Source organism: Nonomuraea sp. WAC 01424 (assembly GCF_003947315.1).
Classification (GTDB): Bacteria; Actinomycetota; Actinomycetes; order Streptosporangiales; family Streptosporangiaceae; genus Nonomuraea; species Nonomuraea spiralis.
The window spans coordinates 194,313-217,124 of sequence record NZ_QHHZ01000020.1; the positions used below are offsets into that span (position 1 = coordinate 194,313).

Below are 22,812 nucleotides of genomic sequence, written 5' to 3' on the forward strand. Positions count from 1 at the left end.
CCTGTTCGGCGGCGTGCCCAAAAGGTCCCAAAAAACTCAACAATCGGCAGGCGCGACAATGACGTCAGATGCAACCCCCTCGGCATCTGTTCTGCACCTTTACCAAGAGCGGCTGCTCGCGACCCCAGAAAGGGCCGCTGTTTCGGCTGGTCAAGAACACCTCACGTACGGCGAGCTGGACCGCCTGGCGAACGGCGTGGCCGGGCCGCTGGCCGCGTCCGCCCTGGCCGGGCGGCGCTGGGTGGCCGTGCTGGCGGGCCGGTCGATCAGACAGGTCGCGGGCCAGCTCGGCGTCATGAAGGCGGGTCTCGCGTTCGCGCCGATCGATCCGGCCACGCCCGCCGAGCGGGTCCGCGCGATGCTGGCGGGAGCCGCCGCCGTGGTGACCGCGCCGGAGTGGCGCGACCTGGTGCCCGACGGCGTCCCGGTGATCGACACACTCGACGCCGCCGACGGGCCGCCGCCCACGCCCGCGCCCGGCCCGGACGACCTGGCGTACGTCATCCACACCTCCGGCTCGACCGGGACCCCCAAGGGCGTGCTCGTCCCCCACCGCGCGCTGTCCAACCTGATCGCCTGGTCGCACGAGACCTTCGGGCGGGACGGCCGGGCCCCGCTGCTCACCAGCCCGAACTTCGACCCGTCGGTCTGGGAGACCTGGATGTACCTGACCGGGGGCACCACGATGGTGATCCCCGACGAGCGCACCCGGCTGTCCCTGCCCGCGCTGCGCGACTGGATCGTGGAGCAGGAGCTGACCACCTGCTACGCGCCCACCCCCATCGCCGAGGGCCTGCTCGGCCTGTCCTGGCCGGAGGGGACCGGCCTTGCGACGCTGAGCACCGGCGGCGACCGGCTGACCCTCTACCCGCGCCCCGAGCTGCCGTTCCGGCTGGTCAACCTGTACGGCCCGGCCGAGTGCGCGGTCAACACGATCGCCGGCGAGGTGCCCGTCCACGACGGCCGGACCCGTCCGCCCGCGCTCGGCAGGCCGCTGCCCGGCGTCACCGTCCACCTGCTGGACGAGGAGCTGCGGCCGGTCGAGGAGGGCGAGATGTACCTCGGCGGCGTGTGCGTCGGCCTGGGCTATCTCGACCGGCCGGACCTGACGGCCGAGCGCTTCGTCCGCGACGGCGAGGGGCGGCTGCTCTACCGGACCGGCGACCTGGCCCGCCGCGACGCCGCCGGCGACTACGAGTTCCTGGGACGGCTCGACGATCAGGTCAAGATCCGCGGCAACCGGGTCGAACTGGGCGAGATCGAGACCGTGCTCGGCGGCCACCCCCGCGTACGGGCCGCCACCACCGCCGTGCGCGGCGGCGACCTGGTCGCCTACGTCGTGGGCCCGGCCGCCGAGCAGGAGGTCCGCGCCCACCTGCGCAGGTTCCTGCCCGACTACATGATCCCCACCGCCTGGGTGTTCCTGGACGAGCTGCCGCTGACCGTCAACGGCAAGGTGGACCGGGCCGCGCTGCCCGACCCGGTCCGGCGGCCCCGCGCGATCACGCCGCCCGGCACGCCCACCGAGTCGGCGCTGGCCGGGATCTGGCAGGACGTCCTCGGCGCCGGGCCGATCGGCGCCGACGACGACTTCCTGGCGCTCGGCGGCCAGTCGCTGCTGGCCATGCGCGTCGCCGCCCGCGCCTGTGAGCGTTTCGGCCGGCCGGTCGAGCCCCGGATGTTGTTCGAGCACCCCACGCTCGCCGCGCTGGCCCGCGCGATCGACGCCCTGCCGCAGGCGACGGCAGCGCCAGCCGCCGCGGGAGCCGCCGCGGGAGCCGCCGACGGCGTCACGCCCGCCCAGCGCCGCCTGTGGTTCATCGACCAGATGGCGCCCGGCGGCTCGCAGTACAACGTGCCCATCCTGTTCGCCCTGGACGGCCCCCTCGACGCCGGACGGCTGGAGCAGGCGATCAACGAGATCGTGCGCCGCCACCCGCCGCTGCGCACCCGCTACGAGGAGCACGACGGCGAGCCGGTGCCCGTGGTCGAGCCGGCCGCGCCGGTCGCCCTGAAGGTCATGGACGCCACCCCGCGCGGCGCGGGCGCGGTGCCCCGGCACGCCGCCCGCGACCCGTTCGACCTCCGGAACGGTCCCATGGTGCGGGCGCTGCTGCTGCGGCTGGGCGGCGACCGGCACCGGCTGCTGGTGACCGTGCACCACATCGCCTTCGACGGCTGGTCGGCGGGCGTCTTCCTGGACGAGCTGGCGCGGCTCTACGCGGGCGAGAGCCTGCCCGAGCCGGCCGGGCCGTACCGGCGGGGGCCGGCGGGCGACGGGCTGCCGTACTGGCGCAAGATGCTGGAGTCGCCGCCGGAGCGGCTGGCGCTGCCCGGCGACGGCCCGGGATCGGCGCAGCCGCTGCGCCGCGGTGCCCGGGTGCGGGCGACGCTGCCGGACGGGCTGCTCGCCGAGCTGGAGTCGCTGGGCCGGCGGGCCCAGGCCAGCCCGTTCATGGTGCTGTTCGCGGCCTTCCAGGCGCTGCTGCACCGCTACAGCGGCCAGGACGACCTGGTCACCGGCGTGCCGTTCGCCGGCCGGGAGGCGCCCGGCGCCGACGCCCTGATCGGCTTCTTCGTCGAGACGCTGCCGATCAGGACCGGGCTGGCGGGCGACCCGTCGTTCGAGAGCCTGCTCGCGCAGGTGCGGGCGGCGGTCCTGGCCACGCCCACGGACGTGCCGCTGGAGGAGATCGTCAGGGAGCTGTGCCCCGACGGGCGGCCGCCGTTCGACGTGATGTTCGCGATGCAGGACCCGCCGGACGCCCGGCGCGGCGACGGGGTCACCTTCCGCCTGCTGGAGGAGGTGGAGAACGGCGGCGCCAAGGCCGGCCTGGTGCTCTACGCCGAGGGCCGGGAGATGAGCCTGGAGTTCGCCGCCGACCTGTTCGAGCGGCCCACCGCCGAGCGCCTGCTGGGCCATTACGTACGCGTCCTGGAGCAGGTGGCGGCCGACCCGGCCGCGCCGGTCTCCGCGCTGCTCGCCCGCGGGCACGAGCCGCCGGGCCGCGGCCCCGACCGGTGCCTGCACGGGCTCTTCGAGCAGCAGGCGGACCGGACGCCGGACGCGGTCGCCGTCGAGTTCGAGGGCGCCTCGCTCACCTACGCCGAGCTCGACCGGCGGGCCAACCAGCTCGCCCACCTGCTGCGCGAGCAGGGTGTGGGCCCGGAGGTGCCGGTCGCCCTGCACGTACGGCGCTCGCTCGACCTGCCCGTGGCGCTGCTGGGCATCCTGAAGTCGGGCGGCGCGTACGTCCCGCTCGATCCCTCCTACCCCGAGGGCCGCCTCACCCAGGTGCTCGGCCGGGTCGAGACCCCGGTCCTGGTGACCCACCGGGCGCTGGCCGGCAGCCTGCCGCACCCCAACCCCGTGCACGTCGACACCGACCTCGACGGCCGTCCGGACCACCGGCCCGACAGCGGTGTCACCCCCGACGACCTGGCCTACGTCCTGTTCACCTCGGGCTCGACCGGACAGCCCAAGGGCGTGGAGATGACCCACCGCCCGGTCGCCAACCTGATGGCCTGGCACGGCGGCGCGTACCGGAGCCTGCAGTTCACCGCGCTCGGCTTCGACGTCTCGGTGCAGGAGATCTTCAGCACCTGGGCGTACGGCGGGACGCTGGTCATGGTCAGCGACGAGGTCCGGCGCGACCCGGCCGCCCTGCTCGACCACATCGCCACGAACCGGGTGGAACGCATCTTCCTCCCGTTCGTGGCGCTGCAGTCCTTGGCCGGCGCCGGGATCGAGCCGCCCGAGACGCTCCGCGAGGTGATCACCGCGGGCGAGCAGCTCCAGGTCACCCCGCAGCTCGAACGGTTCGTCAAGCCGTGGATGCGGCTGCACAACCAGTACGGCCCGACCGAGGGCGCGATCATCGACATCGCCCACACGCTCACCGGCCCGCCGCGGGACTGGCCCAGGCTGCCGCCGATCGGCCGGCCCGTGCCGGGCGTCCAGACGCCGATCCTGAACCGGCTGGGCCACGAGGTGCCCGACGGCGTGCCGGGCGAGCTGCACCTCGGCGGCGCCTGCCTGGCCAGGGGCTACCACGGCCGGCCTGACCTGACGCGGGAACGTTTCATCACCTGGCGGGACGGCCGCCGGCTCTACCGGACCGGCGACCTGGCCCGCCGCGACGCCGCCGGGGACATCGAGTTCCTGGGCCGCGCCGACGACCAGGTCAAGATCCGCGGCTACCGGGTCGAGCCGGGCGAGATCGCCGCGGTGCTGACCGGGCATCCGGCCGTACGCGAGGCGTTCGTCATGGTCAGGGACGGCGCCCTGGTGGCGTACGTGGTCGCCGACGGCACGCCCGAGCTGCGGCCGTACCTGGCCGAGCGGCTGCCCGAGTACATGGTGCCGAGCGCGTACGTGCCGCTGGCCGCCCTGCCGGTCAACCCGTCGGGCAAGGTGGACCGCCAGGCCCTGCCCGAGCCCGGCCGGGTCGCGCGGGCCGTCACGGCGGTCCCGGCCACGCCGGTGGAGCAGGCCGTCGCCGCCGTCTGGCAGGAGGTGCTGGGTGGAGAGGTCGGACGCCACGACAACCTGTTCGACCTGGGCGGCAACTCGCTCAACGCCACCCGGATCGCCTCCCGGCTGCGCGAGGCCCTGGACGTACGGGTGCCGCTGCGCACGCTCTTCGCCCGCCCGACCGTCGCCGAGCTGGCCGCCGAGCTGGCCTCGCCCGACGTGGAGACGGCCGCCGAGCTTTATCTGATGGTGGCCGCGTACTCCGACGAAGAGGCCGAGGCCCTGCTGCGTTCGATGGAAGGTGATCAATGAGCCTGTCAGCCCAGCAGCGCCAGCTCCTGGAAGCGTTACGCAAGAAGAAGCAGCAGCAGGCGGCCGGGCGGCCCAGGCCGGCGCGGCTGCCGATGTCCTTCACCCAGCTCCGCGCCTGGTACCTGGACAGGATGGCGCCCGGGGCCGCGCACTACCTGATCCCGCTCGCCTTCCGCGTCGAGGGCCCGCTCGACCGCGAGACGCTGCACCGGGCGCTGAACGCCCTGGTCGCCCGGCACGAGAGCCTGCGCACCACGTTCGCCATGGACGAGGACGGCCCGTACCAGGTCGTGGCGGACACGCTGACGATCCCCCTGGCCGACCCGCCCGACGACGCGCCGATGGACCTGACCGCCGGCCCGCTCCTGCGCGCCCACCTGGAGCGCGAGGACGACGACCGGCACGTCCTGCACCTGACCCTGCACCACATCGTGGCCGACGCCTGGTCCCTCGACGTGCTGCGCCGCGAGCTGAGCGACCTGTACGCGGGCCACGAGCCGCCGCCGCTGCCCCGGCAGTACCCGGACTACGCGATCGAGCAGCGCGACCGGGACCACGGCGAGGACCTGGAGTACTGGCGGGGGACGCTGGCGGGCGCGCCGCCGGTCACCGAGCTGCCGCCGGACCTGCCGCGGCCGGACGTCCAGACGTACGCGGGGGCCGAGCTGCCGTTCTCGCTCGACCTGCCGCGCGAGGAGTTCGCGGCGTACTGCCGGGACCTCGGGGCGACGCCGTACATGGTGCTGTTCGCGGCCTACCTGATGGTGCTGGCCCGGCGTTCCGGCCAGGACGACCTGGTCGTCGGCACGCCCATCGCCAACCGCGACCAGGTCGAGTACGAGGGCCTGATCGGGTTCTTCACCAACACTCTGGCCGTACGCGCCGACCTGTCGGGCGGGCCGTCGTTCGCCGAGGTCGTCGAGCGGGTCAGGGAGGCGGTGCTCGACGCCCACGACCACCAGGCGATGCCGTTCGAGAAGCTGGTGGAGGAGCTCAACCCCGAACGCCGCCTGGACCGCAGCCCGGTGTTCCAGACGATGTTCAACATGTTGCCCGAGGCCACGGCGGAGCTGGAGCTGGCCGGGCTGACGGTCACGCCGGTGGAGATCCCCGAGCGCACGGCCAAGTTCGACCTGACCGTGGGCGTCCGCGAGACGCTGGACGGGCTCGTCGAGTACAACACCGACCTGTACCGGCCGGGAACGGTCCGCGCCCTCGTGGCCGACCTGCGTCAGGTGCTGGCCACGGCGATGGGCGCGGCGGCGGCAAGCGACGAGACCGCTGACGCCCTGCCGCGCCACCAGGTCGTCCAGCTCGTCACCCGGGCCTGGCGCGAGGCGCTGCGCACCGGCGACTTCGGCCCCGACGACAACTTCTTCGAGGTCGGCGGCCACTCGCTGCTGGTGTTGCAGGTGCACGAACGGCTGCGCAAGCGGTTCGCCCTGACGGTCACCGACCTGTTCAGGTACCCGACGATCACCTCGCTGGCGGCCTTCCTGTCCCCCGGCGACCCGGCCCCGGCGGCCCCGGCGGCTCCCGCCGCCACGGCGACCGCGGGGGGCGCGCTCGCCGTCGTCGGCATGGCCTGCCGTTTCCCCGGCGCGAACGGCCCCGAGGAATTCTGGGCGGCGATCCGCGACGGCGTCGAGGCCGTACGGGACTTCACCGACGAGGAGCTGCTCGCCGACGGCGAGGACCCCGAACGGCTGGCCGACCCGGCCTACGTCAGGTCGGGCACGGTGCTGGACGGCATCGACCTGTTCGACGCCACGCTGTTCGAGTTCACCCCGCGCGAGGCCGAGATCCTCGACCCGCAGCAGCGCCTGTTCCTGGAGACCGCCTGGGAGGCGCTGGAGGACGCGGGCTGCGACCCCGCCCGCCATCCCGGCCACATCGGCGTCTTCGCCGGCTCGGCGATGAGCAGCTACTTCATCGAGAACCTGCTGGCCGCGCCCGACGTGCTCAAGGCCGTGGGCGAGTACCAGGTCATGCTGGCCAACGACAAGGACTCGCTGCCCACGCGGACCTCGTACAAGCTGGACCTGCGCGGGCCGAGCGTCAGCGTCAACAGCGCCTGCTCCACCTCGCTGGTCGCGCTGCACCTGGCCAGGCAGAGCCTGCTGGCCGGCGACTGCGACATGGCGCTGGCCGGCGGCGTACGGGTCAACGCCTGGACCCGCCGCGGCTACGTGTACCAGAGCGGCGGCATCGGCTCGCCGGACGGCCACTGCCGGCCCTTCGACGCCGACGCCCAGGGCACGATCGGGGCCAGCGGCGTGGGCGTCGTCGTGCTCAAGCGGCTGGAGGACGCGATCGCGGCGGGCGACACGATCCACGCCGTCGTCCGCGGCTCGGCGGTCAACAACGACGGCACCAGGAAGGTCGGCTACACCGCCCCGGCCGTGGACGGTCAGGCCGAGGTCATCACCGCGGCGCTGGCCGCGGCCGGCGTCGAGCCGGACACGATCGGCTACGTCGAGGCGCACGGCACGGGCACCGCGCTCGGCGACCCCATCGAGGTCGCGGCGCTGTCGCAGGTCTTCACCGGCGACCGGCCGATCGCGCTGGGCTCGGTCAAGTCCAACATCGGCCACGCCGACGCGGCCGCCGGCATGGCCGGGCTGATCAAGACCGTGATGGCGCTCAAGCACCGCACGCTGCCGCCCACGGTCAACTTCGGCACGCCCAACCCGCGCATCGACTTCAGCCCGTTCTACGTGCCGACCGGCAGCGCCGAGTGGCCGGTGGGCGAGACGCCGCGCCGGGCGGGCGTCAGCGCCTTCGGCATGGGCGGCACGAACGCCCACGTCGTGCTGGAGGAGGCGCCCGTACCGGCCGCCGTACCGGCCGCGGTGGAGGGGCCGCACCTGCTCGTCCTGTCGGCCGCGTCCGAGCCGGCGCTGGCCGAGTCGGCCACCCGGCTCCGCGACCACCTTCGCGCGCGTCCGGACCTGGAGCTGGGCGACGTCGCCGGCACGCTGCGGCACGGCCGCCGCGCGCTGCGGCACCGCGGCGCGCTGGTCGCCGAGGACCACCGCGCGGCCCTCGACGCCGAGCTGATCACCGGTGAGGCCCGCCCGCGCGAGATCGCCTTCGTCTTCCCCGGCCAGGGCGCGCAGCGCCGCGGCATGGGGGCGGGCCTGTACCGTTCCGAGAACGTCTTCCGCGACGTCGTGGACACCGGCGCCGCGGTCCTGGAGCCGCTCCTCGGCCTCGACCTGCGCGACGCCCTGTACGGCGAGGCCGCCGACCTCGACCAGACCTGGCTCACCCAGCCCGCGCTGTTCGTCACCGAGTACGCCCTCGCCCGCACCCTCATCGGACGCGGCCTGCGCCCGTCGATGATGGCCGGGCACAGCATCGGCGAGTACGTCGCCGCCTGCCTGTCCGGCGTCCTCACCCTGGAGGACGCCCTGCGTCTGGTCGCCGCCCGCGGCCGCCTGGTCCAGGGCCTGCCGCCCGGCTCGATGCTGGCCGTGCCGCTGCCCGAGGCCGAGGTGCTCGGCCTGCTCGGCGACGAGCTGTCGCTGGCCGCGGTCAACACCCCCGAGACGTGCGTCGTGGCCGGTCCGGACGAGGCCGTCGCCGGTCTGGAACGGCGGCTGGCCGAGCGGGGCGTCGCCTGCCGTCCGCTGCGCACCTCGCACGCCTTCCACTCCGCGATGCTGGACCCGGTGCTCGACGCGTTCGCCGCCGAGGTCGCCTCGGTGCGGCTGGGCGTGCCCGAGGTGCCGTACCTGTCGAACGTCACCGGCGGCTGGGTGACCGGCGCCGAGACCGCCGACCCCGGCTACTGGGTGCGCCACCTGCGGGAGACCGTCCGGTTCGCCGACTGCGCGCACGCCCTGGTGACGGCCGGCGCGGCGGTGGCGGAGGCCGGCCCCGGCCGCACGCTGAGCACGCTGGTCCGCCGCCAGGGCGGGCAGGCGGTCGCGATGCTCGCCGAGCCCGAGGGCGGCCCGGCCACCCTGCTGGAGGGCGTCGGTCGCCTCTGGGTGACCGGCGCGGACGTCGACTGGACGGCGTTCGCGCCGCCGGGCCGGCGGGTGCCGCTGCCGGCGTACCCGTTCGAGCGGCGCAGTCACTGGATCGGGCCGCGCGCCCGCCGCCACGAGCTGACCGCGACGCCTGTCGCGGTGGCCGCCGACGGGCTCGACCCGGTCGCCGCCGCCTGGCGCGACGTGCTCGGCATCACGCCCACCGGCCCGCGGGACGACTTCTTCGAGCTGGGCGGCGACTCGCTCGTGGCCACCCAGCTCGCCTCCCGGCTCGGCCTGCCCATCGAGGCGATCTTCGAGCACCCCACCCTGGGCGGGCAGCGGACGCTGGTGGCCCCGGCGGACGAGCCCGAGGTGATCCTGGCCGCCGAGGAGCCGGGACCGGCGCCGGTGTCGTTCATCCAGCGGCGCATGTGGTTCATCGACCAGGTGCACGGCTCGGCCGCCTACGCCGTGGCCACCGCGCTCGACCTGGGCGGCGACCTGGACGTGGAGAAGCTGCACGGCGCGCTGCGCGAGCTGGTACGGCGGCACGAGGCCCTGCGGACCGTCTTCCGCGACCTGGACGGCGAGCCGGTGCAGGTCGTGCTGCCCCCCGGCGAGCCGCCGCTGCCGGTCGAGGACTGCGACGACCTGGAACGCGCCCTGACCGAGGACGCGACCGGGCCGTTCGACCTGGAGCACGGCCCGCTGTTCCGGGCCCGGCTGCTGCGCCTGGCCCCCGATCGCCACGTGTTGTCGCTGGCCTTCCACCACATCGTCGTGGACGGCTGGACGATCACCATGCTCCAGAGCGAGCTGGCCGCGCTCTACAACGGCGAGAGCCTGCCCGAACCCCCGTACGGCTACCGCGCCTACGCCCGCTGGCAGCGCGAGCAGGCCATCGACCTCCGCTTCTGGACCGAACGGCTGCGCGGCGCCCCGCACAGCCTGGACCTGCCGACCGACCGGCCGCGTCCGCCGATGCAGACCTTCGAGGGCGCGGTCGCCGCGCACGTGCTGCCCGCGGAGCTGGCCAAGGGGCTGCGGAAGCTGAGCCAGGAACGCGGCGCCACGCTCTACATGACCCTGCTGGCCGCGCTCCACACGCTGCTGTACCGCTACAGCGGCCAGGAGGACGTCTGCGTCGGCTCGCCGGTGGCCGGGCGCACGCGTCCGGAGTTCGAGGGCGTCGCCGGGTGCTTCATCAACACGCTGGTGATGCGGGCCCGGCTCGACGGCGACCTGGCGTACACCGACCTGCTGGCGCAGGTCCGCGAGTACGCGCTCGGGGCGTACGCCCACCAGGGTGTGCCGTTCGAACGGCTGGTGGAGGAGCTGAACCCGCCCAGGGACCTGTCCCGCAACCCGCTCTTCCAGGTGCTGTTCAACCTGCTCAACCTGCCCAAGAGCGACCTGGGCATGAACGGCCTGACCGTGGCCGAGCGGTCGGTGGAGACCGGCGCCGCCCAGGTGGACCTGGCGCTCCAGGTCTACGACCAGGACGACGAGCTGCTGTGCCGGCTGGAGTACAACACCGCGCTCTACGACGAGGACACCGCGCGGCGGCTGCTGCGGCACTACGAGCTGCTGCTCGGCGCGATCGTCGAGGACCCCGCGGCCCGGCTGTCCGGCCTGGCCTTCCTCACCGGCGAGGAGCTGGCCGAGCAGCTCGGCGGCCAGGACGGCGCGGCGCCCGGCGGGTGCGTGCACGAGCTGGTGGAGGCCCAGGCCGACCGGACGCCCGGCGCGGTGGCGGTCACCTTCGAGGGCGAGTCGCTGACGTACCGGGAGCTGGAGGAGCGGGCCAACCGGGTCGCGCACCGGCTGCGGGCGGCCGGCGTCGGTCCCGAGACGCTGGTGGGCGTGGCGATGGAGCGGTCGGCCACGATGCTGGTCACGCTGCTCGGCGTGCTGAAGGCGGGCGGCGCGTACGTGCCGCTCGACCCGATGTACCCCCAGGACCGCCAGGACTACATCCTCGACCACTCCGGCATCGGCGTCCTGGTCACCGAACGTGAGCTGGCCGGGCGCTACACCGGCTACCAGGGGCAGGTCCTGACGGCCGACGACGGCTTCCCGGGCGAGAGCTCGGCCCGGCCGCCCGCGCTCGCCCGGCGCGGCAACCCCTGCTACGTCCTGTACACCTCCGGCTCGACCGGGCGGCCGAAGGGCGTGCGCGTCCAGCACTCCTCGGTGGTCAACTTCCTGGACTCGATGAGCCGCGAACCCGGCCTGACCGGCCGGGACACGCTGGTGGCCGTCACCACGTTCGCCTTCGACATCTCGGTGCTGGAGCTGTTCCTGCCGCTCACCGTCGGCGCCCGCGTGGTGATCGCCGGCCGCGAGTCCGCCTACGACCCGCTGCGGCTGGCGGCCCTGCTGGAGGAGGCCACCGTCATGCAGGCCACCCCGGCGACCTGGCGGCTGCTGCTGTCGGCGGGCTGGGCGGGCAAGGCCGACCTCAAGGCCCTGTGCGGCGGCGAGGCGCTTCCCGCCGACCTGGCCGCCGACCTGCGCGGCCGGGTGCCGGAGTTGTGGAACATGTACGGGCCCACCGAGACCACGATCTGGTCCACGCTCACCAGGGTCGGCGACGGGCCGATCACGATCGGGCACCCGATCGCCAACACCCGCGTCCTGCTGCTCGACGCCGCGTCGCAGCTCGTGCCGACCGGCGTGGTCGGCGAGCTGTACATCGGCGGGGCGGGCCTGGCCCGCGACTACCTCGGGCAGCCGGAGCTGACGGCCGAGCGTTTCGTCACCTGGCAGGACGGGAGCCGCCTCTACCGGACCGGCGACCTGGCCAGGCGCCGGGGCGACGGCACGATCGAGTTCCTGGGCCGGGCCGACGGGCAGGTCAAGGTCCGCGGCTACCGCATCGAGCTGGGCGAGATCGAGACGCTCCTGCTCGCGCATCCGGCGGTCCGCTCGGCCGCCGTGGTGGTACGCGGCGCCGAGGAGGACAAGAGCATCGCCGCCTACCTGGTCGCCGACGGCGAGCACGACTGGCGCGAGCACCTGCGGCGCAAACTGCCCGACTACATGATCCCGTCGTCGTTCACCCCGCTGGACGCGCTGCCGCTGACCCCCAACGGCAAGGTGGACCGCAAGGCCCTGCCCGAGCCGGTGGGGCAGACGCGCACCGAGGGCACGGCCCCGCGCACCCCGGCCGAGGTACGGCTGGCCGAGTTGTGGTCGTCCATCCTGGGCGTGGGCGGCGTCGGCATCGACGACGACTTCTTCGCGCTCGGCGGCGACTCCTTCAAGGCCGTGCGCGCCGTACGCGACTCCGGGATCCCGGCGACCGTGCTGGACCTGTTCAAGAACCCGACGATCCGGGCGTTCGCCACGCTCGACGGGTCGGCCCAGCACTCCGGGCTGCTGCACGAGCTGACGCCGCCGCGTCCCGCGGCCGCGCTGACGCTGGTCTGCGTGCCGTTCGCGGGGGCGGGGGCGATCACGTACCAGCCGCTGGCCGCGGCGGTGCCCGAGCACATCACGATGCTCGCGCTGGAGCCGCCCGGCCACGACACCGGCAACCCGGACGAGCCCGCGCTGTCCTTCACCGAGCTGGTCGAGGGCTGCGTCAAGGAGATCAAGGAACGGGTAAGCGGCCCGCTGCTGCTCTACGGGCACTGCATGGGCGGCGCGCTCACCGTCGAGCTGGCGCGCAGGCTGGAGGAGGAGGGCGTCGACCTGGTGAAGGTGGTCGTCGGCGGCCACTTCCCGGCGCCGCGCCTGCCCGGGAAGACCTTCGCCTGGTTCCGCCGGGTCTTCCCCATGGAACGGTGGACGTCCAAGCGGCAGGCGCTGGAGTTCCTGCGGGCCATGGGCTTCTTCACCGAGGACCTGGACCCGCGCGAGCGCGACTTCATCATGGGCGTCTTCCTGCGCGACACCCAGGAGGGTGAGGACTACTACACCGAGCTGTACCGGGAGCCCATCAAGAAGCTGTCCGCGCCGCTGGTGTGCGTGGTCGGCGAGAACGACCGCGCCACCGAGCTGTACGAGGAGCGCTTCCGCGAGTGGGAGGCGTTCTCCGACTCGGTGTCGCTGGAGGTCATCCCGAAGGCCGGGCACTACTTCGCGAAGCACCAGGCGCCCGAGCTGGCCGAGATCCTCGGCGGGGACGAACGGCCGCCCGCGCCGCTGCCCCCGCGCTTCCAGCAGGCCAGCCTGAAGACGTTCTTCCTGGTGGCCTTCGGCCAGCTCGTGTCGCTGATCGGGACCGGGCTGACCACGTTCGGCCTCGGCCTGTGGGCATACCAGCAGACGCAGTCCATCTCGATGTTCGCCATCGTCTCGGTCATGGCGCTGCTGCCCGCCGTGGTGCTGGCGCCCATCGCCGGGACGGTCGCCGACCGCTGGAACCGCCGGGTGGTCATGATCGCCGCCGACTCGGCGGCCGGCTGCTCGTCCGCCTGCCTGGCCGCGCTGCTCTGGACCGGCTCGCTCCAGCTCTGGCACGTCTACGTCATCGTCGCGGTCGGCTCGATCTCGACGGCCTTCCACCAGCCCGCGTACATGGCGGCGGTGGCCCAGCTCGTGCCCAAACGGTATTACGGCAAGGCCAACGGCATGGCCCAGCTCGGGCAGGCCGCGGGCACCGTACTGGCGCCGCTGCTCGGCGGGGCGCTCATAGCCGCCATCGGGCTGCGCGGCATCATCGTGATCGACCTGTCCTCGTTCCTCTTCGCGGTCACCGTGACGCTGGCGGTCCGCTTCCCGAACGCGCTGTTCAAGAAGCAGGAGGAGCCGTTCTGGCGGGAGGTGACGGGCGGCTGGCGCTACATCACCCGCAGGCACGGCCTGCTGGCGATCATCCTGTTCACCTCGTTCCTGAACTTCCCGTTCGCCATGGTCGAGGTGTTGTCCACGCCGCTGCTGCTGAGCCTCACCGACACCCGCGGGCTCGGCATCGCGTTGTCGATGACCGGCATCGGCCTCGTGATCGGCAGCGTGATCATGACGGTGACCGGCGGCCTGGCCCGCCGGACGAACGGCATCCTGGGCTGCTTCATCGCCCTCGGCGTCGCCTTCGCGATCATCGGCCTGGCGCCCCACCCGGCGCTGCCGGCGACCGGCCTGTTCCTCGTCGGCCTGCTGACCGCGCTGCTGAACGCGCACTGGTTCTCGATCGTGCAGCAGAAGGTCGGCCTCGACCTCCAGGGCCGGGTCATCGCCACCAACCTGATGCTGAGCTGGGCGATGGTCCCGATCGGCTTCCTGCTGGCCGGGCCGCTGGTCGAGCACGTCTTCGACCCGATCGCCGGAGCCGCGCAGGGAAGGGGGATCGGCCTGCTCACGCTGGTGGCGGGCGCGGTGACCGTGCTGATCGGCCTGGCCGCCTTCCGGTACCGGCCGGTCCGGTACCTGGAGGACGACCTGCCGGACGCGATCCCGGACGCGGTGGCGATCACCGACAAGGACCAGATCCAGCAGGCCGCCGACCGCCACCTCGTCGCCTGACCCGCCGTCCCCCGGTGCGTACGGGCGCCGTACCGGGGGACGTCTCGGTCATTCCACCTCGACCGCGGCCTGGGTGAACTGGGCCGAGTAGAGGCGGGCGTACGCGCCGTCCTGCGCCAGCAGGCTCTCGTGGGTGCCCTGTTCCACGATGCGGCCGTCCTCCATGACCAGGATCAGGCTGGCGTCGCGGATCGTGGACAGGCGGTGGGCGATCACGAAGCTCGTACGGCCCTCGCGCAGCGAGCTCATGGCCCGCTGGATGAGCACCTCGGTACGGGTGTCGACCGAGCTGGTGGCCTCGTCCAGGATCAGGATCGCCGGCTCGGACAGGAACGCGCGGGCGATCGTGATGAGCTGCTTCTCACCCGCGCTGACCGAGGCCCCTTCCTCGTCGATCACCGTGTCGTAGCCGTCGGGCAGCGTATGCGCGATGCGGTCCACGTGGGCGGCCTGGGCGGCGGCCTCGATGCGCTCGCGGGTGGCGCCCTCGGCCCCGTAGCCGATGTTCTCGGCGATCGTGCCGCCGAACAGCCAGGTGTCCTGGAGCACCATGCCGATGTTGGCGCGCAGCTCCTCCCTGGACATGTCGGCGATGTCGACGCCGTCGAGCGTGATGCGGCCGCCGGTCACCTCGTAGAAGCGCATGACGAGGTTGACCAGGGTCGTCTTGCCCGCTCCCGTGGGGCCGACGATGGCCACGGTCTGGCCGGGCTCCACGGTCAGCGACAGGTTCTCGATCAGCGGCCGGTCGGGGGCGTAGCGGAAGGAGACGTCCTCGAACGCGACGCGGCCACGCAGCTCGGCGGGCCTGGCGGGCTCGGCCGGCTCGGCCGACTGCTCGGGGGCCTCCAGCAGCTCGAAGACCCGCGCGGCCGAGGCGATGCCCGACTGCACCAGGTTCGCCATGCCGGCCACCTGGGTCAGCGGCTGGCTGAACTGCCGCGAGTACTGGATGAACGCCTGCACGTCGCCCAGCGAGATCGAGCCCGAGGCCACCTTGAGCCCGCCCACCACGGCGACCAGCACGTAGTTGACGTTGCCGATGAACATCATCGCCGGCTGGATGATGCCGGAGATGAACTGGGCGCGGAAGCTGGAGGCGTACAGGGCCTGGTTGTGCTCCTCGAAGGTGGCGGCGGCCTCCTGCTGCCGGCCGAAGACCTTGACCAGGGTGTGGCCGCCGTACATCTCCTCGATGTGGCCGTTGAGCTTGCCCGTGGAGGACCACTGCTTGATGAACTGGGGTTGCGAGCGTTTGCCGACGACGGCGGTGACGTAGACCGAGACCGGCACCGTGACCAGGGCGATGAGCGCCAGGACCGGCGAGATCCAGAACATCACGACCAGCACGCCCACGACCGTCAGCACCGAGGAGATGAGCTGGCTCATGGTCTGCTGGAGGCTCTGGGCGATGTTGTCGGTGTCGTTGGTGGCGCGGCTGAGGATCTCGCCGCGCGGCTGGCCGTCGAAGTAGCTGAGCGGCAGCCGCGCCAGCTTGGCCTCGATCCGCTCGCGCAGCCGGGACGCGGCCCGCTGCACCACGGTCGCCGTGAGCCGGAACTGCGCAATGCCGAGCAGCGCCGCCACGACGTAGATCGCCAGCACCCAGCCCAGCACCTGGGCGAGGGCGGTGAAGTCGATGCCCTGGCCGGGCACCACGTTCATCGAGCCCACCATGTCGGCGAAGGTGTCCTGGCCCTTGGCGCGCAGGCCCGCCACGGCCTGCGCCTTGGTGATCCCGGCGGGCAGCCGGGCGCCGATGATGCCGGAGAAGATCAGGTCGGTGGCGTGGCCGAGAATCTTGGGGCCGGTGACGGTGAGCGCGACGCTGACCGTGCCGAGCGCCAGGACGACGCCGAGCAGCGCGCGCTCGGGCCGCAGCAGGCGCAGCAGCCTGCGCAGCGTGCCGCCGAAGTCGAGCGCCTTCTCGGCGGGCCCGCCCATCATCCGGGCCGGCCCGAAGCCGGGTTGTGGCCGCCGTGCGGGAGCCTGGGTGGTCATGCCGCCGCCTCCTGTTCGGTGAGCTGGGACAGCACGATCTCCCGGTACGTCGGGCAGGTCTCCATGAGCTCGGCGTGGTCGCCGCTGCCGACCACCCGGCCCTCGTCGAGCACGAGGATGAGGTCGGCGTCGCGGATCGTGTTCACCCGCTGGGCGACGATGACGATCGTGGCGTCGGTGATCTCCTCGGCCAGGGCGGCGCGCAGGCGGGCGTCGGTGGCGTAGTCGAGGGCGGAGAAGGAGTCGTCGAACAGGTAGATCTCGGGCCGGTGCACGAGGGTCCTGGCGATGGCCAGGCGCTGGCGCTGGCCGCCGGAGACGTTCGTGCCGCCCTGGGAGATCGGCTCCTCCAGGCCGCCGGGCATCGCCTCGACGAACTCGCGGGCCTGGGCGATCTCCAGGGCCTGCCACAGCTCCTCGTCGGTGGCGTCGGGGCGGCCGTAGCGCAGGTTGGAGGCCACGGTGCCGGAGAACAGGTAGGGCGACTGCGGGACCAGGCCGACCGCCCGGGCCAGCGCCGCGGGGTCGAGGGCGCGTACGTCGACGCCGTCCACCAGCACCTCGCCGGCGGTCGCGTCGAACAGTCTCGGGACGAGGTTGAGCAGCGTCGTCTTGCCGCTGCCGGTGCTGCCGATGATCGCCGTGGTACGTCCGGGCCGCGCGGCGAAGCTCACGCCGGACAACACCGGGTCCTCGGCCCCCGGGTAGCGGAAGCCGACCGACCGCAGCTCCAGCTCGCCCCGGTGACCGTCGGGGGTGACGGGCTCCGCCGGCGGGCGGACGGACGGGTCGGTGCCGAGCACGTCCTCGATGCGCTCGGCGCAGACCTCGGCGCGCGGGATCATCATGAACATGAACATGGCCATCATCACCGACATCAGGATCTGCATGAGGTAGGAGATGACCGCCGTCAGCGCGCCGACCTGCATGGCGCCGTCGACGATGCGGTGGCCGCCGAACCAGACGACGGCGACGCTGGAGACGTTCACCACCAGCATGACCGACGGGAACATCAGCGCCATCAGCCGCCCGACCCGCAGCGACACGTCGGTGAGCCGGTCGTTGACCTCGCCGAAGCGCTCGCGCTCGTGCCGGTCGCGGACGAACGCCCTGATGACCCGGATGCCGGTGATCTGCTCGCGCAGCACCTGGTTGATCCGGTCGATGCGCTCCTGCATGGTGCGGAACAGCGGGCGCATGCGCCAGACGATCAGGCCGACGATGACGATCATCACCGGCAGCACGACGAGCAGCAGCGACGACAGCGCCGTGTCCTGGCGCAGCGCCAGCACGATGCCGCCGACGCACATGATCGGCGCGGCCACCATCATCGTGAACGTCATCAGCACGAGCAGCTGCACCTGCTGCACGTCGTTGGTGGTCCGGGTGATCAGGGACGGCGCCCCGAACCGGTTGACCTCCTGGGCGGAGAAGCCCTGCACCCGGTGGAAGATCGCGGCCCGCAGGTCGCGGCCGAGAGCCATCGAGGTCCTGGCGCCGTAGTAGACGGCCACGATCGAGCAGACGATCTGGACGAGGGTCACGCCGAGCATCACCAGCCCGACGCGCATGATGTAACCGGTGTCGCCGGTGACCACGCCTCCGTCGATGATGTCGGCGTTCAGTGTGGGGAGATAGAGCGTGGCCAGTGTCTGCACGAACTGGAAGAGGACCACGAGCGTGATCTCCTTCCCGTACGGCCTGAGCTGGACCCGCAGAAGACGGAGCAGCATCAACGGACGCTTTCTGTGGAGGGGGTGAGGGAGGACGGCACCAGCAGCCCATCGAGCAGGACGGAGACGATCTCCTCGTCGTCCATGTCGCCGAAGTCGTCGGACAGGCCGAAACCGCGGTGGACGCTCACCGAGACGAGCATGAGCAGCAGTTGCGCCGCGGCCATGGGCGAGCGGCGCAGGTGGTCGCGGTCGGGCTCGACGAGGGCGGCGAGCGCGGCGGTGATGCGGCCGCGGCTGTCCATCATGCGCTCGCGGAACTCGACGTCGTCGGTCATCAGCTCGCGGGGCGCGGTGAACAGGTTGGCGTTGGCGGTCATGCCGGACCGCAGCAGCCCCACCGCCTCACGCAGCCGGGCGCGCAGCTCGGACGTGGTGCCGCCGATGGCGGCCAGCGCCTTCTCGGCCGGTTCCGGGTCGAACGCGCTCATCAGGGCGGCGCGCAGCAGCGTGGCCTTGTCGGGGAAGACGCCGAAGATCGTGCCCTCGGCCACGCCCGCGGCCTCGGCGATCTGGCGGGTGCTGATGGCGGTGCCGTGCGCTCGGAGGAGGGGGATGGTGGCCGCGATGAGGGCGGCACGGCGGTCTTCGGGTGCCATGGCGGGCACCCGTCGCCTTCTTGTCATGCGGACGAGCGTAATGAGTGAGCACTCGCTCGTTCAAATCATTATTTGTCGGGAATGCGTTTCGGCTGGTCAGGGCGTTCTGTCGTCGGCCAGGTTCTTGAGCCACACGCCGGCGCCTCGCATGAGCACGTCCAGTTCGCGGCGCAGCTCGGCGTTCTCGCGGCGCAGCCAGAGCAGTTCGGCCCGCTCCTCCAGGGAGAGCACGCCGGCCTCGGCCGGGGTCGGGTGGTGGTGACCCTCGGGTTCATGGGAGCGGAACGCGTCCTCCCAGGGGCCGAGGGCGTCCGCCTGGACGAGCGCCTGGAGCGGCGGCCGGGCGGCCTCGTCCGAGCGGGCGACCGTGACCGGGGCGGGGGCGGGAGTCTCAGTGAGGGGTTGGGCCGGGGTTTGGGCGGGGGTCGGGGACGGGGCGGTGGCGGGACGGGGCTTGGGCAGCGTCAGGGTGACCAGCGCGGCGGCCAGCGCGACGCCGCAGCCGATCAGCAGGGCGGTGCGGAAGCCCGTCTCCGACGGCAGCGTGTGGCCGCCGACCGTCACGGTGAGCTGGGCCAGGACGACGCCGATCACCGCGGCGCAGACCGAGGTGCCGATGGAGCGCATCAGGGTGTTGAAGCTGTTGGCGGAGGCGGTCTCGGTCCTCGGGACCGCACCCATGATCAGGGCGGGCATGGCCCCGTACGCCAGGCCGACCCCGGCGCTGCCGACGCAGCCCGCGATCATCAGGCCCCAGCTCCAGTCCATCAAGCCGAGCGCGGCGCCGTAGCCGGCCGCGATGACCAGCGCGCCGACGAACAGGCTGGTCTTGGGTCCGCGGGCGGCCGACAGGCGGGCGCCGAGCGAGGAGACGGCCATCATCATCAGCCCGGACGGCGCCATCCAGAGTCCCGCGGCCAGCATCGACTGGCCCAGGCCGTAGCCGAGCGCCACGGGGAGCTGGAGGATCTGCATGAGGACCAGCGACTGGGCGTACATGGCGAAGCCGACGAGGATCGAGGCCACGTTGGTGAGCAGCACCTGCGGGCGGGCAGTGGTGCGCAGGTCCACCAGGGGGTGGCGGACGCGCAGCTCCCACAGCGCCCACAGCAGGGCGAGCACCACCGCGCCGCCGAGCAGCCCGAGCGTGGTGCCGCTCGACCAGCCCCAGTCGGCGCCCTTCGACACGCCCAGCAGCAGGCAGACCAGCGCCGCGCCCAGGCCGATCGCGCCGACGAGGTCGAGGCGGCCCCCGGCGTTGGCGGGCGTGGCCGGGACCAGCAGCCAGATCAGCACCGCGACCAGCACGCTCAGCGCGGCCGAGCCCCAGAACAGCACCCGCCAGTCGGCGTACTCGGCGACCGCGGCCGAGATCGGCAACCCGAGCGCGCCGCCGATCCCCATGGACGAGCTCATCAGCGCGATGGCCGGGCCGACGCGCTGGGGCGGCAGCAGGTCGCGCAGCGCGCTGACGCCGAGCGGGATCATGCCGACGCCCAGGCCCTGGAGGCCGCGTCCGGCGATCATCGGGATCAGGGAGCCGGACAGCGCGCACACCACGGACCCGGCGATGAGCGGCAGGGCGCAGACGAGCATCATGGTGCGCTTGCCGTAGAGGTCGCCGAGCTTGCCGACCACGGGGGTGGCGACCGCGCCGACCAGGAGCGTCACGGTGATCACCCACGACGTGTCGGCGGCGCTGGCGTGCAACATCCGCGGCAGCTCGCCGATCAGCGGCACCACCAGCGTCTGCATGAGCGAGCCGACGATGCCGGCCACCGCGAGCACGCTCACGATCCCGCCACCGGAACGTGCACTGGGCGCGGAATGCACCATTAATCCCCCTATTGTCCGAATGCACCCTACACAGGATGTGGCACCTGCACAACCTGTGCATCATGCATACCGAACCCGCCCGCGAGGAGGCATTTGTCCGGAGAGGCGCAGGGTGCCGGGGGCGCGGGTCAGCCGCGGTCGAGGGCGCCGCCGTCGAGGACCTGGTCGATGTGGGCGGCGAGCTCGACGTCGCGCGCGGTGACCCCGCCCGCGCTCGGCGTCGAGAGCCGGAACCGGATGCCCTCCCCCGTACGCTCGATCCCGGCCTGGTGACCCAGCGAGGCGCCCTCGTTGTGCACCGCCTCGCTCAGCCAGCCGTAGTTGTCGGGCGTGATCGGCACGTCCTTGAGCAGGACGTGGCCGTCCCGGCGCCAGCCCTCCAGCGCGGCCAGGGCGGTGTCGATCTCCTCGTCGGTCAGCCGCTCGGTCATGATCCCCCCAAAGTCGTCGTTCCCCGACGCTCGGCTACCACCGATCGGCCGCTTCACACCCGCCATCTACCTCTATCCCTGCGTACGGCCCGTGGCCGCCGGGTGGCGGAGATCGACCTGGAACTCCTGACCGCCCGCTTCGGCTCGGCGCCCCGGGTGATCCCGCGCGGCTCGCTGATCAGCCTCCTGGCCGGCGGCCTCCCGGAGGGCGCCGTACGGTTCGGCGCGCAGGTGGAGGACCTGGAGGCCGACCGCGACGGCGTCCGCGTACGGACCCGGGCGGGCACGGAGTACGAGGCGGACTTCCTGATCGGGGCGGACGGCGTCCGCTCGCGGGTGCGCGCCCTCGTGCTGGGCGACGGCCCGGCGGCGACGACGGGCGCGGCGATCTGGCAGGGCCTGGACGCGTACTCGGCCAGGCGCCGGCGGCGGGCGGCGCTGGCCTCGACGGTCGCCTCGAACATGATCGCGGTGTCGGGCCCGAGATCGCCGATGCAGAGCGAGCCCCTGATGCGGCTGAACGGCACCGCCCCGCCCCGCCTGGCGACGCTGGGTTTCGCCCGCCTGCTGCGCGCGCTCAGCGACCGCATCTGACACTCGGAGCGCACGCCTGCGCCGCCTCTGACATAGGGGTTGACCTCGCCGCGACGCCCGCCCACCGCCGCCGAGGCCGTGACAGGCCCGGAATCACAAGATCATTTATATAAATGCTTGAATTAAAGCATTTACGTCCTGACTTACCGGGCATTTCGGGCAAGTCATTTATGTCAGGACGTACAAACTGTTTGCCGAAACAGTGGGAAATGTGATCAGTTTACGGACGTGAGAGATTTTCTCATTGTCGGGGGCGGTGTCGCGGGCGCCTGCGCGGGCTTCTTCCTCGCCGAGTCCGGCACCGTGACCCTGCTCGAAGCCGAGCGGGTCCCCGGCCACCACTCGACCGGACGGTCGGCGGCCCTGTTCTCGGAGTACTTCGGCAACCCTCCCGTCCGGGCTCTCACGACCGCGAGCAGGGCCTTCCTCGCCGCGCCCCCGCCGGGCTTCGCCTCCACCCCGCTGCTGACCCCGGGCGGGGTGCTGGCGCTGTGCCCGCCCGGCGGGGAGGGGCTGTTCGACGAGGTGCTGGCCGAAGGGCGGCGGGCCCCGGCGCCGGCCGTGGAGATCGACGCCGCCGAGGCCCTGACACACTGCCCGGTCCTGCGCCCGGACCGGATCGGCCGGGCGATGCTGAAACCGGGCGCCATGGACATCGACGTGGACGCCCTCCACCAGGGCTTCCTGCGCGGCATCCGGGCCCGGGGCGGCCAGGTGGTCACCTCGGCGCGGGTGCGCGCGCTGTCACGGACCGGCGGCGTCTGGCGGGCGGTCACCGACGCGGGCGAGCACGCCGCGCCGACCGTGGTCAACGCGGCCGGCGCGTGGGCCGACGAGGTGGCCGGGCTGGCGGGGGCAGGCCCGGTGGGGCTGCGTCCGCTGCGCAGGACCGCGTTCCTGGTGGACCCGCCCGCCGGTACGGACGCCGCGTCCTGGCCGATGGTCACCGACGTGGCCGACACCTACTACTTCAAGCCCGAGTCCGGCCGGCTGCTCGTCTCCCCCGCCGACGCGACGCCCGTCCCGCCCTGCGACGCCCGCCCCGACGACCTGGACGTCGCCGTCGGCGTACGGCGCGTCGAGGAGGCCACGACGCTGACCATCCGCAGCGTCCGGCACGCCTGGGCGGGGCTGCGCAGCGTGGTGGCCGACGGGACGCCGGTGATCGGGCCCGACCCCGGCGCTCCCGGGTTCGTCTGGCTGGCCGCGCTCGGCGGCCACGGGGTCCAGACGTCCCCCGCCGCCGGCCGGATCGCCGCCGCGGCGGCAGTGAGCGGGGCCGCCGACCCGGCGTACGCGCCGGGCCGGCTCTGGAACGACTTGGAACGCCTATGAGGAAGGCGACGGGGGCGTGTGAGGCAAGGGGACCGGTCGCCGTTCGTA

The 22,812-nt window shown here is 73.0% G+C and carries 9 protein-coding genes; 4 read left to right on the forward strand and 5 right to left on the reverse strand.

The genetic code is table 11. The features are described from left to right. Positions 1–58: 58 nt before the first annotated feature. On the forward strand, positions 59–4,786 hold the full coding sequence (locus DMB42_RS43220; protein WP_125645331.1) for a non-ribosomal peptide synthetase: 4,728 nt from the start codon (positions 59–61) through the stop codon (positions 4,784–4,786). Then, entirely contained in the window at positions 4,783–14,235 is a 9,453-nt protein-coding gene (locus DMB42_RS43225; protein WP_125645333.1) for a non-ribosomal peptide synthetase/type I polyketide synthase, read from the forward strand. Before DMB42_RS43220 ends, DMB42_RS43225 begins: the two co-directional genes overlap by 4 nt. Before the next feature lie 48 nt (positions 14,236–14,283). On the opposite strand, the gene DMB42_RS43230 is transcribed toward DMB42_RS43225, so the two are convergent. From DMB42_RS43230 to DMB42_RS43250, 5 genes are all read right to left on the reverse strand, one after another. After that, positions 14,284–16,236 (reverse strand): ABC transporter ATP-binding protein, encoded by a 1,953-nt coding sequence (locus DMB42_RS43230; RefSeq protein ID WP_125645335.1) that lies wholly within the window; start codon positions 16,234–16,236, stop codon positions 14,284–14,286. Continuing rightward, positions 16,233–17,969 carry an ABC transporter ATP-binding protein gene (locus DMB42_RS43235; RefSeq protein ID WP_125645337.1) on the reverse strand — a complete coding sequence of 579 codons (1,737 nt, stop codon included), beginning with the start codon at positions 17,967–17,969 and terminating at the stop codon, positions 16,233–16,235. Before DMB42_RS43235 ends, DMB42_RS43230 begins: the two co-directional genes overlap by 4 nt. Continuing rightward, complete coding sequence (locus DMB42_RS43240) at positions 17,969–18,595, reverse strand: TetR/AcrR family transcriptional regulator (protein WP_125645339.1); 627 nt, start codon at positions 18,593–18,595, stop codon at positions 17,969–17,971. The genes DMB42_RS43235 and DMB42_RS43240 overlap by 1 nt, the downstream gene beginning before the upstream one ends. A 69-nt stretch (positions 18,596–18,664) precedes the next feature. Then, complete coding sequence (locus tag DMB42_RS43245; RefSeq protein WP_312024802.1) at positions 18,665–20,362, reverse strand: MFS transporter; 1,698 nt, start codon at positions 20,360–20,362, stop codon at positions 18,665–18,667. A gap of 170 nt (positions 20,363–20,532) precedes the next feature. After that, a complete protein-coding gene (locus tag DMB42_RS43250; protein WP_185845165.1) occupies positions 20,533–20,835 on the reverse strand; it encodes a 4a-hydroxytetrahydrobiopterin dehydratase in 303 nt (100 codons plus the stop codon). 102 nt (positions 20,836–20,937) lie between these two features. Between DMB42_RS43250 and DMB42_RS43255 the strand changes: the two genes are divergently transcribed. Together DMB42_RS43255 and DMB42_RS43260 are read left to right on the forward strand one after the other, a co-directional pair. Beyond that, a complete protein-coding gene (locus tag DMB42_RS43255; RefSeq protein ID WP_260478286.1) occupies positions 20,938–21,429 on the forward strand; it encodes an FAD-dependent monooxygenase in 492 nt (163 codons plus the stop codon). Between the two features lie 228 nt (positions 21,430–21,657). Beyond that, positions 21,658–22,764, forward strand: coding sequence for an FAD-binding oxidoreductase (locus DMB42_RS43260; RefSeq protein ID WP_185845166.1), 1,107 nt, complete (start codon positions 21,658–21,660; stop codon positions 22,762–22,764). Positions 22,765–22,812 lie beyond the last annotated feature (48 nt).

What these genes read in the sequence shown, in the direction of transcription:
- DMB42_RS43220 (WP_125645331.1), top strand. Translation starts at nt 59, where the DNA reads ATGACGTCAGATGCAACCCCCTCGGCATCTGTTCTGCACCTTTACCAA.
- DMB42_RS43240 (WP_125645339.1), bottom strand. Translation starts at nt 18,595, where the DNA reads ATGACAAGAAGGCGACGGGTGCCCGCCATGGCACCCGAAGACCGCCGT.
- DMB42_RS43235 (WP_125645337.1), bottom strand. Translation starts at nt 17,969, where the DNA reads ATGCTGCTCCGTCTTCTGCGGGTCCAGCTCAGGCCGTACGGGAAGGAG.
- DMB42_RS43250 (WP_185845165.1), bottom strand. Translation starts at nt 20,835, where the DNA reads ATGACCGAGCGGCTGACCGACGAGGAGATCGACACCGCCCTGGCCGCG.
- DMB42_RS43230 (WP_125645335.1), bottom strand. Translation starts at nt 16,236, where the DNA reads ATGACCACCCAGGCTCCCGCACGGCGGCCACAACCCGGCTTCGGGCCG.
- DMB42_RS43225 (WP_125645333.1), top strand. Translation starts at nt 4,783, where the DNA reads ATGAGCCTGTCAGCCCAGCAGCGCCAGCTCCTGGAAGCGTTACGCAAG.